Origin of the sequence: Streptomyces sp. NPDC127100, assembly GCF_042724095.1 — a bacterium.
Classification (GTDB): Bacteria; Actinomycetota; Actinomycetes; order Streptomycetales; family Streptomycetaceae; genus Streptomyces.
The window spans coordinates 22,865-36,272 of record NZ_JBHXFL010000062.1; the positions used below are offsets into that span (position 1 = coordinate 22,865).

Annotated in this window: 13 protein-coding genes; 7 read left to right on the forward strand and 6 right to left on the reverse strand. The window is 67.7% G+C overall.

Annotation, left to right across the window (positions count from 1 at the left end; genetic code table 11):
- Window positions 1-51: 51 nt before the first annotated feature.
- Window positions 52-1,245 carry a PP2C family protein-serine/threonine phosphatase gene (locus ACFWJB_RS33010; protein ID WP_386926831.1) on the reverse strand — a complete coding sequence of 398 codons (1,194 nt, stop codon included), beginning with the start codon at window positions 1,243-1,245 and terminating at the stop codon, window positions 52-54.
- Between the two features lie 157 nt (window positions 1,246-1,402).
- Window positions 1,403-1,852 (reverse strand): DUF1931 family protein, encoded by a 450-nt coding sequence (locus tag ACFWJB_RS33015; protein WP_386926833.1) that lies wholly within the window; start codon window positions 1,850-1,852, stop codon window positions 1,403-1,405.
- A 421-nt stretch (window positions 1,853-2,273) separates the two neighbouring features.
- Here ACFWJB_RS33015 and ACFWJB_RS33020 point away from each other — a divergent pair, with 421 nt between their 5' ends.
- The 3 genes from ACFWJB_RS33020 to ACFWJB_RS33030 all read left to right on the forward strand — a co-directional run bounded on the left by ACFWJB_RS33020 (window position 2,274) and on the right by ACFWJB_RS33030 (window position 6,239).
- A complete protein-coding gene (locus ACFWJB_RS33020; RefSeq protein ID WP_386926853.1) occupies window positions 2,274-3,407 on the forward strand; it encodes a hypothetical protein in 1,134 nt (377 codons plus the stop codon).
- Window positions 3,408-3,716: 309 nt separating this feature from the next.
- Window positions 3,717-6,080: a SpoIIE family protein phosphatase gene (locus ACFWJB_RS33025; protein WP_386926855.1), complete on the forward strand. Its 2,364-nt coding sequence runs from the start codon at window positions 3,717-3,719 to the stop codon at window positions 6,078-6,080.
- A gap of 18 nt (window positions 6,081-6,098) precedes the next feature.
- Window positions 6,099-6,239: an aldo/keto reductase gene (locus ACFWJB_RS33030; protein ID WP_386926835.1), complete on the forward strand. Its 141-nt coding sequence runs from the start codon at window positions 6,099-6,101 to the stop codon at window positions 6,237-6,239.
- A 173-nt stretch (window positions 6,240-6,412) separates the two neighbouring features.
- Here ACFWJB_RS33030 and ACFWJB_RS33035 read toward each other — a convergent pair whose 3' ends face one another.
- Complete coding sequence (locus tag ACFWJB_RS33035) at window positions 6,413-7,021, reverse strand: hypothetical protein (RefSeq protein ID WP_386926837.1); 609 nt, start codon at window positions 7,019-7,021, stop codon at window positions 6,413-6,415.
- Window positions 7,022-7,519: 498 nt separating this feature from the next.
- Window positions 7,520-8,053: a hypothetical protein gene (locus ACFWJB_RS33040; protein WP_386926839.1), complete on the reverse strand. Its 534-nt coding sequence runs from the start codon at window positions 8,051-8,053 to the stop codon at window positions 7,520-7,522.
- A 323-nt stretch (window positions 8,054-8,376) separates the two neighbouring features.
- Here ACFWJB_RS33040 and ACFWJB_RS33045 point away from each other — a divergent pair, with 323 nt between their 5' ends.
- Entirely contained in the window at window positions 8,377-9,042 is a 666-nt protein-coding gene (locus tag ACFWJB_RS33045) for an MSMEG_1061 family FMN-dependent PPOX-type flavoprotein (RefSeq protein WP_386926841.1), read from the forward strand.
- An 87-nt stretch (window positions 9,043-9,129) separates the two neighbouring features.
- Here ACFWJB_RS33045 and ACFWJB_RS33050 read toward each other — a convergent pair whose 3' ends face one another.
- Window positions 9,130-9,354 (reverse strand): hypothetical protein, encoded by a 225-nt coding sequence (locus ACFWJB_RS33050; protein WP_386926843.1) that lies wholly within the window; start codon window positions 9,352-9,354, stop codon window positions 9,130-9,132.
- A gap of 249 nt (window positions 9,355-9,603) precedes the next feature.
- On the opposite strand from ACFWJB_RS33050, the gene ACFWJB_RS33055 reads away from it, so the two are divergent.
- Window positions 9,604-10,098 carry a GNAT family N-acetyltransferase gene (locus ACFWJB_RS33055; protein ID WP_386926845.1) on the forward strand — a complete coding sequence of 165 codons (495 nt, stop codon included), beginning with the start codon at window positions 9,604-9,606 and terminating at the stop codon, window positions 10,096-10,098.
- A 361-nt stretch (window positions 10,099-10,459) separates the two neighbouring features.
- Here ACFWJB_RS33055 and ACFWJB_RS33060 read toward each other — a convergent pair whose 3' ends face one another.
- Window positions 10,460-11,599 (reverse strand): glutathione-independent formaldehyde dehydrogenase, encoded by a 1,140-nt coding sequence (locus ACFWJB_RS33060; protein ID WP_386926847.1) that lies wholly within the window; start codon window positions 11,597-11,599, stop codon window positions 10,460-10,462.
- Between the two features lie 215 nt (window positions 11,600-11,814).
- Between ACFWJB_RS33060 and ACFWJB_RS33065 the strand changes: the two genes are divergently transcribed.
- Both ACFWJB_RS33065 and ACFWJB_RS33070 read left to right on the forward strand, forming a co-directional pair.
- The gene (locus ACFWJB_RS33065; RefSeq protein ID WP_386926849.1) at window positions 11,815-12,003 is read left to right on the forward strand and encodes a hypothetical protein; all 189 of its coding nucleotides are present in this window, start codon (window positions 11,815-11,817) and stop codon (window positions 12,001-12,003) included.
- 211 nt (window positions 12,004-12,214) lie between these two features.
- Window positions 12,215-13,300 (forward strand): NAD(+)/NADH kinase, encoded by a 1,086-nt coding sequence (locus tag ACFWJB_RS33070; RefSeq protein WP_386926851.1) that lies wholly within the window; start codon window positions 12,215-12,217, stop codon window positions 13,298-13,300.
- Window positions 13,301-13,408 lie beyond the last annotated feature (108 nt).

Consider the following 13,408-nt stretch of genomic DNA (forward strand, 5'->3'; position numbering starts at 1 on the left):
GGCGCCCAGAACGAATGACCGCAGCACGGCTGCGCCTTCCGGTTCTTGCGGTCACGGATCAGGGGGCTGCCACTCGAACATCAAGATCGTGGCGTCGTCGCTGAGTTCGTTGTGCTGATGCTCGAGGATGGCATGGATGAGCAGGCGCAGCACTTCCGGGGCGCTCTGCCCTGCTGCGGTCGACCGAATGATGTAGTCGGTGAAGCGCTCCAGGCCGAACTCCTCGCCCGCCTCGTCGCGTGATTCCACCACGCCGTCCGAGTAGAGCAGTATTCGGTCACCGGGTTCGAGGCTGACGTCGTGCACCCGACGGCCGGTCCCGGCAAGACCGGCGGGCAGACCCAAAGGAGGCTCAGGTGGCCGCTCCAAGGCCTTGTGGAGCAGTTGGTGGTGACGGATGAGCAACGGGGGCGGGTGGCCGCAATTACACCAGCGCAGCACACCGGTGGACATGTGCAACTGGGTGAAGACACCCGTGCAGAACTGCTCCGGAAGCCACTTCGCGAGCGCCTCGTCCGTGGTGCCCACGAGTTCGTTCAGGTCTGCCCCGCTGCGTCGGGCGTTACGGCAGCCTGCCATGGCGACAGAGGTGGCAAGCCCGGACGCCAGATCGTGCCCCATGCCGTCGAGGACTGCGGCGTGCAGAACGTCCTCGGTGAACGCATGGTCGAAAGCGTCGCCGCCCAGTTCGTACGCAGGCTCCAGAACCGCCGTCGACACGACCCGCCCGGTCCCGATCGACCGGGGTGGGAGAAATGCCCTGACCATCTCCGTGGGCAGGTGCATCGGCCGCGTACGCAGACGCTGCGCGATGGTGTCGCTATAAGTGCGCTTGGACGTGATGATCAGTGCGAGGAGCAGCGCCGCCGTTCGGCAGCGCCGTAGCTTGAGCCCGTCCAGGGTGCTCACGTCCAGTTCCACGACGCCCAGCCGCTCCGCCCCGTCGGCCAGGGGTACCCACATGTTCAGCTCTCCGGAGGGGACTTCTTCCACTCGGAGAGAGTTGGTGCGGTAGGCCCATCCGGCCAGCGAAGTGTCGAGGTCCAGTTCCGGCTCGCCTTCGACAAACGGCACCAGCAGTCTTTGCTGGACGTCGATGAGATAGATGACGGCCCTGCCCAGGCCCATGGCCTGGGTATACCGGTTCAGGACCGCGGGCAGTTCCGCAGGTGATGCCAGCTGGGCCGCCCTGACCAGTTCATCCAGCAGCCGCTCCCCGGACCCGCCGGACGCGTTCCTGTCCATTCCTTCGGTCACCCCTTCGAGGACGAGCCGTCACCATCTGAGCTCACCGACACGGGGCCGAGTTTCCTGCGGCGGGTGGACAGATCGTTGGCGGCCGAGGAACCGGAGCGCGCTGACGTTGTACGGCCGCGGCCTGACCGCTTGGTGCCGTCGCCACTCACAGTAGGAGGTCGAAGACGGCTCGCGCCTCGTCCCAGTGCTGGGTCTGGGGGTTTTTCAGGTCGGGGTGGAGGATTTTGAAGCTCTGGGCAAGGGCCAGGCTGAGTCCGCCGATGATCTCCGGATAGGCCGCCTCGGTCTCCTCATCGGGCGTACGGTCCAGAGCGGGGTGGGTGGCGAGCTGTTCCAGAATCGGCTTGAGTTCTACTTCCTGGTCGATCTTCCGGAAGCGGTGAATGCTCTCCTGTAGGCCTTTGGTGATCGGTAGGTCACAGGTCCGGATGACGTCGCGCCCGTTGGCCTTGGCGGTGGCCTGGGCGATGGTCAGCAGGTCGTAGAGCTTGGTGTCGACGAAGTCGCTGTAGCGCTTGAGATCGTTCTTGTCGACGTCCAGCCCTGCGGCCGCGCGGAAGAACCTCTCGAACCTGGCGATGGACATCACGGTCATGACGGCAACCTCCGGCAGCGGGCGCCGGGGTGAATCCCGGCCCCCTGGGCTTCTCAGGCAGCTTGACCGACGGCTGCACGCGAGCGCATGCGCATGCCGGGCCCAAGAAACCTCACTGTCTTGCCCTGCCAGGCCCATGCGCCCGACTGTCCGAGTCGCCGAACGGGCGTGCGGACCGATGGCAGAGCCAGAGAACGCTCGGGAAAGGCCGGTGGCCAGGATGGCGCCTGAACAGGTGTTCGGGGTGGCGGACGCGATCGCGGCCCGGTGGTGGGAGCAGGCCCAGGTGGGAAGCGAGGAGATCCGGCCGTTCCGCCCGCACCTGCCGGCGGAGGTCAGCGTGTCACGCGGCGTCCGCGTTACCTCGGTGGCGTCTGTGGGCACTTGGGATCGCGGGGCAGCCGACGAGGAGGATCGACTCATGCGGGTGTCGTCGCAGGGCGTCACGGTCGTGGCTCTTCTGGCGGATCCGTACGCGCCGACGGAGATCGCACAGCGCACGGCGCGGACACTCTCTGCTCGGCTCGCCGATAAGTCGGGGCAGAGGCGACGGTTCGACGTCGAGGTGGTCAGTGAGCCCTTCACCTCGGGGACGGAGGACCTGCCTACTTTGATGCGCCGGATCATGGACCGTGGGAGCACGGAGAACTGGGACGTCGTCGTGGCCCTCACCGACCTTCCACTGCACTCACACGGGCGCAGGCTCGCTGTGGACCTGAATCACGAACACGGCTTGGCGCTGCTCTCGCTTCCATCACTGGGGGGCCTGTGGCTGCTGACGAGGGCCCGGCGGGCCGTCGAAGAAGCCGTGCTTGACTTGGCGGGCCCGCTAGCCACTGGGACTGAAGCACCTCCGCGAAGTCAGACGACTCTGGGGCCCTTCGTCAGTCGTCTCGCGCCTGTTCATCCGGGCCCGATCGGTGAGACGGAGGCCGACGATCTTCGATACGTCGTCAGCGGGCCGCGCGGTTACCTACGAGTACTCTTCGGCATGGTTCGCGCCAACCGGCCGTGGCGCTTGGCGACGGGCTTGTCGAAAGCCCTGGCGGCCGCACTTGCCACGGGGGCCATCGCCACCCTGGACTCCACCACCTGGAGCCTGGCCGCGGCCCTGAGCGCGCCACGCCTCGTGATCGCCATGGTCGGAGCCGTCGGGCTCATGATCGGCTGGCTGATCGTAGACGGAGAGCTGTGGCATCGATCAACAGAAGGCGCACCGGAAGCGAGGCAGAGGGCCAGGCTCTACAACGTCTCGACGGTCGTGACCGTGGGTATCGGGGTACTCGTCTGCTACGTGGGTTTGATGGTCATCAACTTGGTGTGGGCGCTGTTCATCCTCAACGGCCAGGTGTTCGCGTCCATGACGCGAACTTCGCTGCACGCCACGGAGTACTTGACGCTGTCCTGGTTCGTCGCGTCGGTCGCCACCGTGGGCGGCGCTCTGGGATCAGGCTTGGAGAGCGACGAGGCGATCCGGGCAGCCGCCTACTCCAAGCGCGAGCAGGAACGTCGTCACACGCTTCAAGGCGACCACGGTGACCAGCCCTCGAAGTGAACCGGGCGTGCCGGTGCTCAAGCCCTTCATCAGCGGTCCGTCGATGCGTCGGACCCGGTGACACGCCCCCCGGATCTCAACAACAGGAGGGGGAAACGCCTCGTCGCGGTTACGCGAGTCCAGGGCATCGACCAAGTCGTGATCGTTCAAGGACTGGTCGCTTGTGGGCAGCACAGACAGCGTGCGGCTCTCGAGCAGATCGAGCAGATGGATGTACGCCGTGCCGTCTCCGCCGGAAAGGCGAGGCTCCCGGCGTCGCGACATGATGGACTCACCGGCCCATCGGGAGGCGGTGACGACGGCATGAACATGGACGACGCGGTCGAGGGTGCTCCGCCGAGCCAGGTGGCGGCCGCACTGATCGACCGCCGCGGTGTCGTGGTCGGCTGGTCACGCGCCGCAGAAGACCTCGTGCAGCGGCCGGCCGCGGAGGTCCTGCATAGTTCCGTCCTCCGGCTGCTGGCCGACCCCGACGTTGTTCCCACCGGGCGGCTGCCGGACAGCGGAACGACCACGCTGCGGTCCGGCCCAGGGAAGATCATCCCCGTGCGCTATCGCGTCGACGGACTGCGGAATCCCGTACTGTCGCTCGTTCTGGCCGTCGCCGCAGACCAGGCCTCCGAGGCCGAGTGGGACGCGGCCCTGTCGCGTGCGCTGCTCGAACAGAGCCGCATCGGCTTCGTCCTCAGGGACACGGATCTCGCCGTCGTACGGAGCAACCTGTCGCGTAGCGCGCTCGCCGGACCGCCGCTTCCCGTGGGCAGCCGATTCTCCGACACGATGCACCCGGCCGACGCCGCCGGCGTAGAAGCGGAGCTGCGGGCGGTACTACAGACAGGCGTTCCGCTCGCCGCACACGAGCAGCGGGTCAGGTCAGCGCTGCCACCGTACGTGGAGTGGTCCCTGTCCGTGTCCGCGGTACGGACTGAGGACGCCTGCGGCCGGCCCACGGGCGTCGCGGTCCTGTTCACCGATGCCACCGGGCACTGGCAGGCTGAGCGACGGCGTGAGTTGAGGCATCACGCGTCAGCGGACATCGGGGGCACGCTCGACATCAGCAGGACGGCCGAAGAGATCGTCGACACGCTGGTTCCGGACTTCGCCGACGTCGCATGGGTGGATCTGGGGGATGCCGTTCTCAGGGGAGACGAACCGCCGAAGACCTTCGGCGGAGGCGATCTCCACCTGCGCAGGGCCGCGGTCCGCTCGGCGAATGGTCGATGGCCGCCGGGACTGCTGCTTAGGCCCGGCGCGACCGTCCCGCCTTTCCCCAACGTCCCCATGGTCCGTGAGCTGCAGGAAGGCCGCGCGATCGTCATCGACCGGGAGACTCTGAGGCAGGGCTTGGCGGACCCGGACCACCTGCGCCTCGCGGCGCCCGAAGGCGGACACTCCATGATCGCCGCCCCCCTCTTCGCGCGTGGTTTGGTGCTTGGACTGGTCGCTGCCTGGCGCACCGACCGCCCCGACCCTTTCGAGGAGGAGGACGCGGCCCTGCTCTCCGAGATCGCGGCTCATTCGGCCCTCGGCGTGGACAACGCCCGCAGGTACACGCGAGAGCACCGCGCTGCCGTGGCCCTGCAGAGGCGCCTGCTGCCGCAGGCGTTCACCTCCACTCGCGTCATGGAGACCACGGGCGCCTACCGGCCCGCGTCGGGCGGCGCCGAAATCGGTGGGGACTGGTTCGACGCGATCGAACTCCCCTCACTGCGGACCGCGCTCGTCGTCGGAGACGTGACCGGCCACGGCCTGCACGCCACTGCCACCATGGGGCGACTGCGCACTGCCGTGCAGACACTGGCGGATCTGGAACTGACGCCTGACGAACTGCTCACCCATCTGGATGACCTGGTGTGCCGGCTGGCTGGTGAGGCGGATCCCGCACAGGGGGACGTAGTCGGCGCGACCTGTCTGGTCGCCGTGCACGATCCGGTGGCCGGACGCTGCACGATGGCAACGGCGGGCCATCCGCCGCCGCTGCTGGCCCTACCGGACGGCAGAGTCGCTCCGGTGACCATGCGGCCGGGGCCGCCCCTCGGAGTCGGCGGCCTGCCGTTCGAGGCGACGACCGTCGACGTACCACCGGACAGTTGCCTCGCCCTCTACACCGATGGCCTCCTTCAGTACTACGGCGTCGACATAGACGGTTCCACCCGTGAACTGGCGGACAGGCTGGCGCGGCTCCAGTCCTCCGGTGGTGAGCTCACCGCAATTGCCCAGGCGCTCATGGCCGGTTCCGGGGCACGTCCCCTACGCGACGACGCCGCCGTCCTGGTCGCGCGTATCTCCGCACTGGAGGCGGGCTCCGTCGCCGACTGGGAGTTCTCGGCCGACCCCCGGGCGGTCGCCTCGGCGAGAGATGCGGCGACGGGCCAGCTCGCCGAATGGGGACTTGAGGGCAATGCCTTCGTGACCGAGCTGATCGTCAGCGAACTCGTCACCAACGCCGTGCGGTACGCGGGCGGCCCTGTGGGGCTGCGCTTGATCCGCGACGAGGCTCTCTTCTGCGAGGTCACCGACCCCAGCAACACCCAGCCCCGCATGCGCCGAGCCCGCACCAGCGACGAAGGTGGCCGAGGGCTGTTTCTGGTGGCTCAGCTAAGCCGCCGGTGGGGGAGCAGGTACGGGCAGAGGGGGAAGACGATCTGGGTCGAGCAGGAGCTGTCCGGGTGAGGTCTCCGCCGCCACGCCGTGCACCCCATCTGCGACGTACAGATGGAGTACTCCCTTCTCAGCCGTGACCCCGAGACCGACGGCATCCTGGACACCTGCCGCGAGCTTGGGATCGGCGTCACCGCTCACGGGGTCCTTGCGCAGCCGACCACGCGCTGAGCATGGTCGGGCCGACGGTGCGGACGAAGGCTTTGTTCTTGGTCAGGCGGGCTGTCTGGGGCATCGTGTAGAACGGCACTTTGGCGTTTGTGAGTTGTTTTCCTACCGCTCACTGGGCCGCTCAGGGGTCGACCGGGTCCGGAGCTCAGGCCGAGACGAGAGGTAACGCCGCCTCAGATGGTCGGGGTGTCGTCAACAACCGGCCTGTGAATCTCAACGACCGGCTTCCACCCCGGGGAGAACTCGATGAAGTCCGCACGGGTGGGGTAGGTGTCGATCGCGCGACGGTCACGCTTGGGGCTGTCGCTCGCCTTGCGCCCCCGGGGAATCTGCTCCTCGAAGATGTCGACCTTCACGTCGGGAACCTCCTTGAGGCCCTGGCGCCAGATCTGCACGATGTCGGCGCCGAACGCCTGCCGGGCCGCAGCGTAAAGGGCCGTGAGGGCCCCCTTGTCCCCACCAGGGACGAAGAGTGTCAGGTCCAGCACGACACCGGCGGACTGGAGGACCTCGATGGTCGCCGAGCCGTTCTCGTCGGCGAGATAGATTCCGGCTTCGTTCTCGTCGTCGGGAAGGCAGGAGACCTCTTCCTCGAATACGGTTCTCGCCGTGATCGAGCCGCCCTCGAATTCCTCACCGGACTTGGTCAGAAAGGCAGGGACATAGCAGTCGGGAAGTTTGAGTTCTGCCGTGTCGGCGGAAACGAAGACTCTGTCCTTCACGCCGAGCTTCGTCACCTCTTCCAGCGAGAGGCGGCGAGCGGCGATCTTCTCCGTGTTCACGATTTCCCTTTCAGGTTGCACTGTCCCTCCGAGCGAGGACGCTACCACGAAACCCTGAGGTCAACTGCCCAGTAGTCTTTGGATAGATGCCCTGTGATGACCCGCACGGAAGGGTATTGAAGCGAGCGCCACTCGGTCGGGAGCATGCATCCGCCAGGCAGTATCCCTCGTCATGGTGTCGCGCATCAACTGGCGTTGTATTGCGGTGCGTTGGGTAGCGCGAGGGAACTAAAACAGAGCCTATGGTAGATATCGCCCATATCGCCTCGGGAGGGGAGTGGCGAGGTAAGGCGATCCATTCGTCGTGCATCTCGGAGAGCGCAGCGGAAACCAATCGGATGGTCCGCCAACGCGACGACGGAGACCCCACCGGCAACCTCTGGATGGAGCGCGAACCGGAAGTCGCGTAGCAACGCTGTCCGGTCTCTACCGGCCCGCGGCCACGCGCTCGCCGGGAGCGCGCCCGAGTGCCGGCGCCATCTCGGTCCCGGCGGCGAGTCACGGGCGATTGCGCCGCCGGTAGTAGTGCGTGGTAACGACAGCCAAGAGTGGCCCCCATGCCACCATCGGCACATAGCAGGCTGTCATCACCCACTTCCCCCACTGCGTGATCGCCATCTCGGAGTGCAGCGTCGTCCACACGAAGAGCACGCCGTAGACCGTGCAGGCGAGTGCACCCAGCGCCGCGGGCACGGCTGCGGCGAGCACTGGGATGCGGCGCCCGCGTAGGAGCGGGACCCACCGCGGCCAGACCTCGCCCCATGGCCGCACCAGTCCCAACGTCAGGAAGGCCAGAGCCTCCTGCAGCACGGACAGCAACGGCACGACGAGATACCCCCAACCGGGAATGAGCATCGCCTCGTACTCGGACTGGGCGAGTCCGAGCGGAACACCGGTCACCACAGCGAACCGCCACAACGCCGACGGCATGGAGGTCCACAGGACCGCGCCTGCCGCACGCCGGGCCCATGGAGGGACGGGTGCGGTGGTTGCAGGACGTACAGAGGTGGGCGGTGGCGCGCCGATGGTCATGAGGCCGGCTCCCGGTTTATCGGACTGTTGCGACACCCCGGAGGCTCTCACTCACCTCCACGCGACCACATCAGCCACCAGAGGGGGAGTATGTGCGTCCTTGGGGCCACGCGTCCGCGAGGCATCTCAGACCATCGAGCTAGGAACAGTGATACGCCGGTCGGAGCAGCACCCCGCACACCTTGTTCTTCTGACGGCCGCTCACCGGCGGCCGTCACACATCGGTGAGCCACGGGAAGATCACGCCCCCAGCCCGGCTCTGATGCGGGCGAGATCACGCGCTGACCCACGCGTTGCCCCGGTCATCTCTTAGGGTCATCCGTATGATGATCGACACCGGAGCCGCCGGCGCGCTCTTCGAAACCCTGCGGGCGGACGCCCTCACCAGCCCGGACCAGCTGCGCGAGCTCTACCCGCAGCCGAACCCGCACGCGCTCCGCAAGGAGACCGACCGCCTGACGGAGGTAACCCGAGCGCTGATCGGCTGTTCCTCGCTCGTGTTCATCGGCACTGCGGACGCCGAGGGGCGTGCGGATGTGACACCGCGGGGCGGCCCGGCCGGGTTCGTCTCGGTGCTGGACGAGCGGACCTTGGCGATCCCAGACGCGACGGGCAACAAGCGGCTCGACACCATGCACAACGTGCTGCAGACCGGACGCGTCGGCCTGCTCTTCCTCGTCCCCGGCCGCCCGACCACACTGCGCGTCAACGGCCGCGCCTGTGTCTCGGCGCGCCCGGAGCTGCTCGCCCAGCTCACTCCCGTCGGCAAACCGCCGGTCTCGGCGATCGTGGTGCAGGTCGAGCAGGCCTACCCCCACTGCCCGAAGTCGCTGATGCGCGCCAACGCCTGGCGACCGGAGCACTGGGTGCCTGCCGAAGCCCAGCCGACCAGCGCCGAGGTGACGCTGGCCCAGCTGAATCTGCCCGGCCTGACCGTCGACCAGATCGAGGAGGCCGAACGCGAGTCACTGCGCCTGCGTTACGAGTGAATCGAGCCGGGACCACCGCTTGCACTGATGCTGAAGAAGCGGCGTCTCAGGAGCGCGTCCCCGAGTGCGGACGGGCCACGCCGAGGCTCAGCGTGCCGTGTGCCCCGAACGGAGCTCGTCGGGGTCGACTGTCGTCAGCGCCACGCTCAGCGGCACGCCGGTGCCGGCGGCCGCGGCCAGCCGCTCGCGTACCTCGCGCGGTGTTCGCGGCCGCCAGCCGGGCCCGTCGCAGCAGCCGGAGTGGAACGTGACACCCGCGTTCAGCAGGGCGGTCAGCGTACGCCACCCGGCGGAGTCCCTCCGCTTCGGCACAGCGAGGTCCTGGCCCGCGTCGATCAACTCACCGCCGCATCGCGCGCATCGGCTTGCCCACGTACCACGCTTCTTGAACGAGGAACGGCACGGCAGGCACACGTAATGTCGGTTAGGAGTTCCCCCACGAAAACACATCGCGCCAGTATGGCAAACCCACTTGGTCCCTCCCAGTCGTCGCGTGCCGGTTGTCGGCCACCGGTGGCGGAATCAGATGGCACCAGCAGACCCTCCGGGTAGAGTTGGGGGGTGCCCAAGCTGGAGCAACTACGTGCTGGCCATTCCCCGGCAGTCCTGGCCTTCGAGCTGGTGAACCGCGCCTACTTCGCTGCCTCGATCGGCGATCGCGGCGACACGTTCTTCGACCAGTACCCCGACCGGCACAGCGCCTTGCTGGCTGAGCAAGAGGCCGGCGTCTGTGCCTTCTACGCGCTCGTCGGGGATGACGGCTCGGTTCTGGGCCGGTTCAACCTGTACGACTTGGAGGACGGCACCGCAAGACTCGGCTACCGGGTCGCGCAGCAGGTCGCCGGCCGCGGCGTGGCGACCGCGACCGTCCAGGAGGTCTGCCGGCTGGCGGCAGCGCGGCACGGGCTGCGGACACTACGGGCGGCCACCTCCCACGACAATGCCGCGTCCCAGAAGGTGTTGAGCAAGGCCGGGTTCGTCCCGGTCGGCCCGGCCGCCCCGTCCGATCTCGGCGGCAGGTTGGGCACCTGGTACCAGCGCGACCTTCAAGCATAGGCCGCGCTCTCGCAGTTGGGGCGACAACTGGCACGAGGCGCAGGACGGCAGCGCCAGTGCGGTCTCGGCTCACTGCGTTGTCGCGCCGACGTCGGTCAGCGATGCTGGGCACCTGCCAGGACGGGGAAAGCGGAAGCGGCGGCAAGAGGCTGGGAGGCAGCGGCTGGCTGCGGACCTCCTTCTGCCTCCGCCTAGTCTCTATCTCCCTGGAGCCTGCTGTGCCTCTGCGGACAGGTGTCAACCGCCCGATGTCCCTGGTCCTGTCGACCGCGATCACGATGGAGCGCGCCAGGTCCGAAGGCAGCCCCGGCGCCAGGTCCCTTACCCGGCGCCGGGACTCAACCTCCGTGGACAGGCCTCCTCAGTCGTGGGGATGGAGGACGACCTTGGTGTAGCCCTCGACGCGCTTGTCGAACTTCTCGTACGCCGATGGTGCCTGGTCGAGGGGCAGCTCGTGGGAGACGACGAAGCTGGGCCGCGCGCGTCCGGCGATGATCAGATCGCGCAGGTGCCGGTTGTAGCGCTTGACGTTGCACTGACCGGTGCCCATGCGCAGGCCCTTCTCGAACATGCGGCCTATGGAGACCATCAGCATGCCCTGCTTGGCCTGTTCGTTCGGTCCGCCCGGATCCCGCGGGACATACAGGCCCGGCACTCCCAGAGCGCCCGTCGGCCGGACCGTGTCGACCAGCGAGTTCAGTACGATCGCCGGTTCCTCACGGTCCTGGCCACGGGCCTGGGCCTGGTAGCCGACAGCGTCGATGCCCTTGTCCGTACCCTGGCCGTCGGTCTGCTCCTGGATCTGCTCCACCGGGTTGCCCTCGGTGAAGTTGATCGGGATGGCACCGATCTCCTCCGCCTTCTGCAGCCGCTCGGTCACCCGGTCGACCACGAAGACCTTGCTCGCCCCGCGCAGCATCGCCGAGTACGCGGCCATCAGTCCGACCGGGCCACCACCGTAGACGGCGACGGTGTCACCAGGACGCACGTCGGCCAGCTCGTTGCCGTGGTAGCCGGTGGGGAAGATGTCGGCGAGCAGGATGAAGTCGGTTTCGTTCTGGGTGCCCTCGGGGAGCTTCAGGCAGTTGAAGTCCGCGTAGGGCACCTTCACGTACTCGGCCTGGCCTCCCACGTAGGGACCCATGGCCACGTAGCCGTACGCACCGCCGGCGAACCCCGGGTTCACGGTCAGACAGAAGCCCGTGTATCCGTCCGTGCAGTTCTTGCAGAAGCCGCACGCCACGTTGAAGGGCATGACGACTCGGTCGCCGCGGCTGAGCGACGTCACGCCCTCCCCGGCGTCCTCGATGACGCCCAGGTTCTCGTGCCCGAAGACGATTCCGGGCTCGGCGGCGGTCCGACCTTCGTACATGTGTAGGTCCGAGCCGCAGATGGCGCTGGACGTGACACGCACGATCACATCGTTCGGGTGCTGTATTCGGGGGTCCTCGACCTGCTCGATCGCTACCTCGAACGGTCCCTTGTACACGACAGCCTTCATCGTCGAGTACCTCCACTCAACGCAATCGCTCGATCACTGCTGGAAACAGCGGCTCAGGAGAGCTTCTTCACTCCCTCGCGCAAGAGGTCCTGGTCCACGCGGCTCGCCCAGCCATTTGTGTGTTCCCTCACTGTCCAGATTGGTCCAGGATGCAATGCTTTGCATCTAGGGAAGGCAAATCGCACTTCCGTGCGACGCGGAAAGGATCAGAAACCGTGACACGACGACTCGGCGTGCTGCTCGTCCCGGTCTCCGGGCTGTCCGGCACCAGCTACCCAGTGGGGACCCGGGTGGCCATCCGGGGCACCGGCGCATCCGTCGACGGCTTCGTCGGCGGCGACTGGCTGCCGCTCGCGTGGTGGGAGTTCTCGGACACCCAGCCGGACGACACACCCCTCATGTAAGTCTGCTCCGGTGCCCGGGGCCGCTGCCTCTACGCCAGGGCGCGACGCCACGCCCCTCACACATGAGGGGGCCGGCCCGAGAACGAGGGGACCGGCCCTAGGACGCCGCCGCACATCCCGCTCCGGCATGTCGTGCTCCCCTCGCCGTCAAGGTCGGCGAGGATTCAGAGCACACCTGGCATACCGGTACGAAACCCGCAGGGAGACGGCGATGGCGATCGAGCGGGTCGGACTCGTGGTGCACGGTGGACGCGAGGGCGCCGAGCAGGCGGCACGGGAGGTCCGGGACTGGTGTGCGGAGAACGCCGTCGGGTGCTCGGACATCGATGTATGGAGCGGACATGGCCGGCGCAGCGCCCAGGAGGAGCTGGACGCGGCAGGCGACCCGGACCTCATCGTCACGCTGGGCGGTGATGGCACCTTCCTGCGCGGCGCTCGGCTGGCGGCGCGGAACGACGCCCTGATCCTGGGCGTGGACCTGGGGCGGGTCGGATTCCTGACCGAGGTCCCAGCACCGGAGGTGCGGGCGGCGCTCGACGCCGTCCAGGGTGATCTCGTGCAGCCGGAGAACCGCATGCTGCTCACTCTGCGGGCCTCTCGCCCGCTGGAGATCCCGCAGGAGATGGAGACGCTGCTGCGTTACGGGCGAGGCCCGTCGCTGCCACCTCCGCGGGTGCGCGACGACTGCGCCAGTGGCGACGAGTGGGGCGTCGCCCTGAACGTCACGGCCCTCAATGACGTGGTGCTCGAGAAGCTGTCGAGGGACCGGCAGATCTCGGTCGGCGTCTACGTTGCCGGGCGGCTGCTGGCCTCATACTCCGCCGACGCACTTCTGGTGGCGACCCCGACGGGTTCGACCGCCTACAGTTTCGCCGCCGGCGGCCCGGTGGTCTCACCCCGGGCGGAGGCACTCGTCTTCACGGCGGTGGCCCCGCACATGACGTTCGACCGCTCCGTGGTGACCGCCCCGGACGAGCCCGTCGGACTGCGCATCCTCGAACGGTCGGGTCGTGCCGCCGTGAGCATCGACGGCCAGATGCGGGGTGTACTCGATCCCGGCGACTGGCTCGGTGTCTACGCCGCACCTCGCCGGCTGCGCGCGGTGCGGCTGGGGCCCATGGACTTCTACGGCCGGCTGCGGGAACGCATGCGGCTGACCGACGCCCCGGCCGCGGTCGCTGACGGTGTTGCTGCTCCTCTGTGGCCGGTGAGCACGTCTCCTCCGGGAGATCTTGCCCATTTGGCCTTGCCGGTGCTGGGGGCTGGTCAAGGCGGGGAGGGGGATGGCCGTTCCTGACTCGCTGTCCGGTGGGTGGTCATGTGGGTGTGTTGATGGGTCCGTTGATGGTGGTGTTGAAGATGGTGTTGTTGTTTTGGTGGCCGGTGATGTGGATGGTGGTGGTGT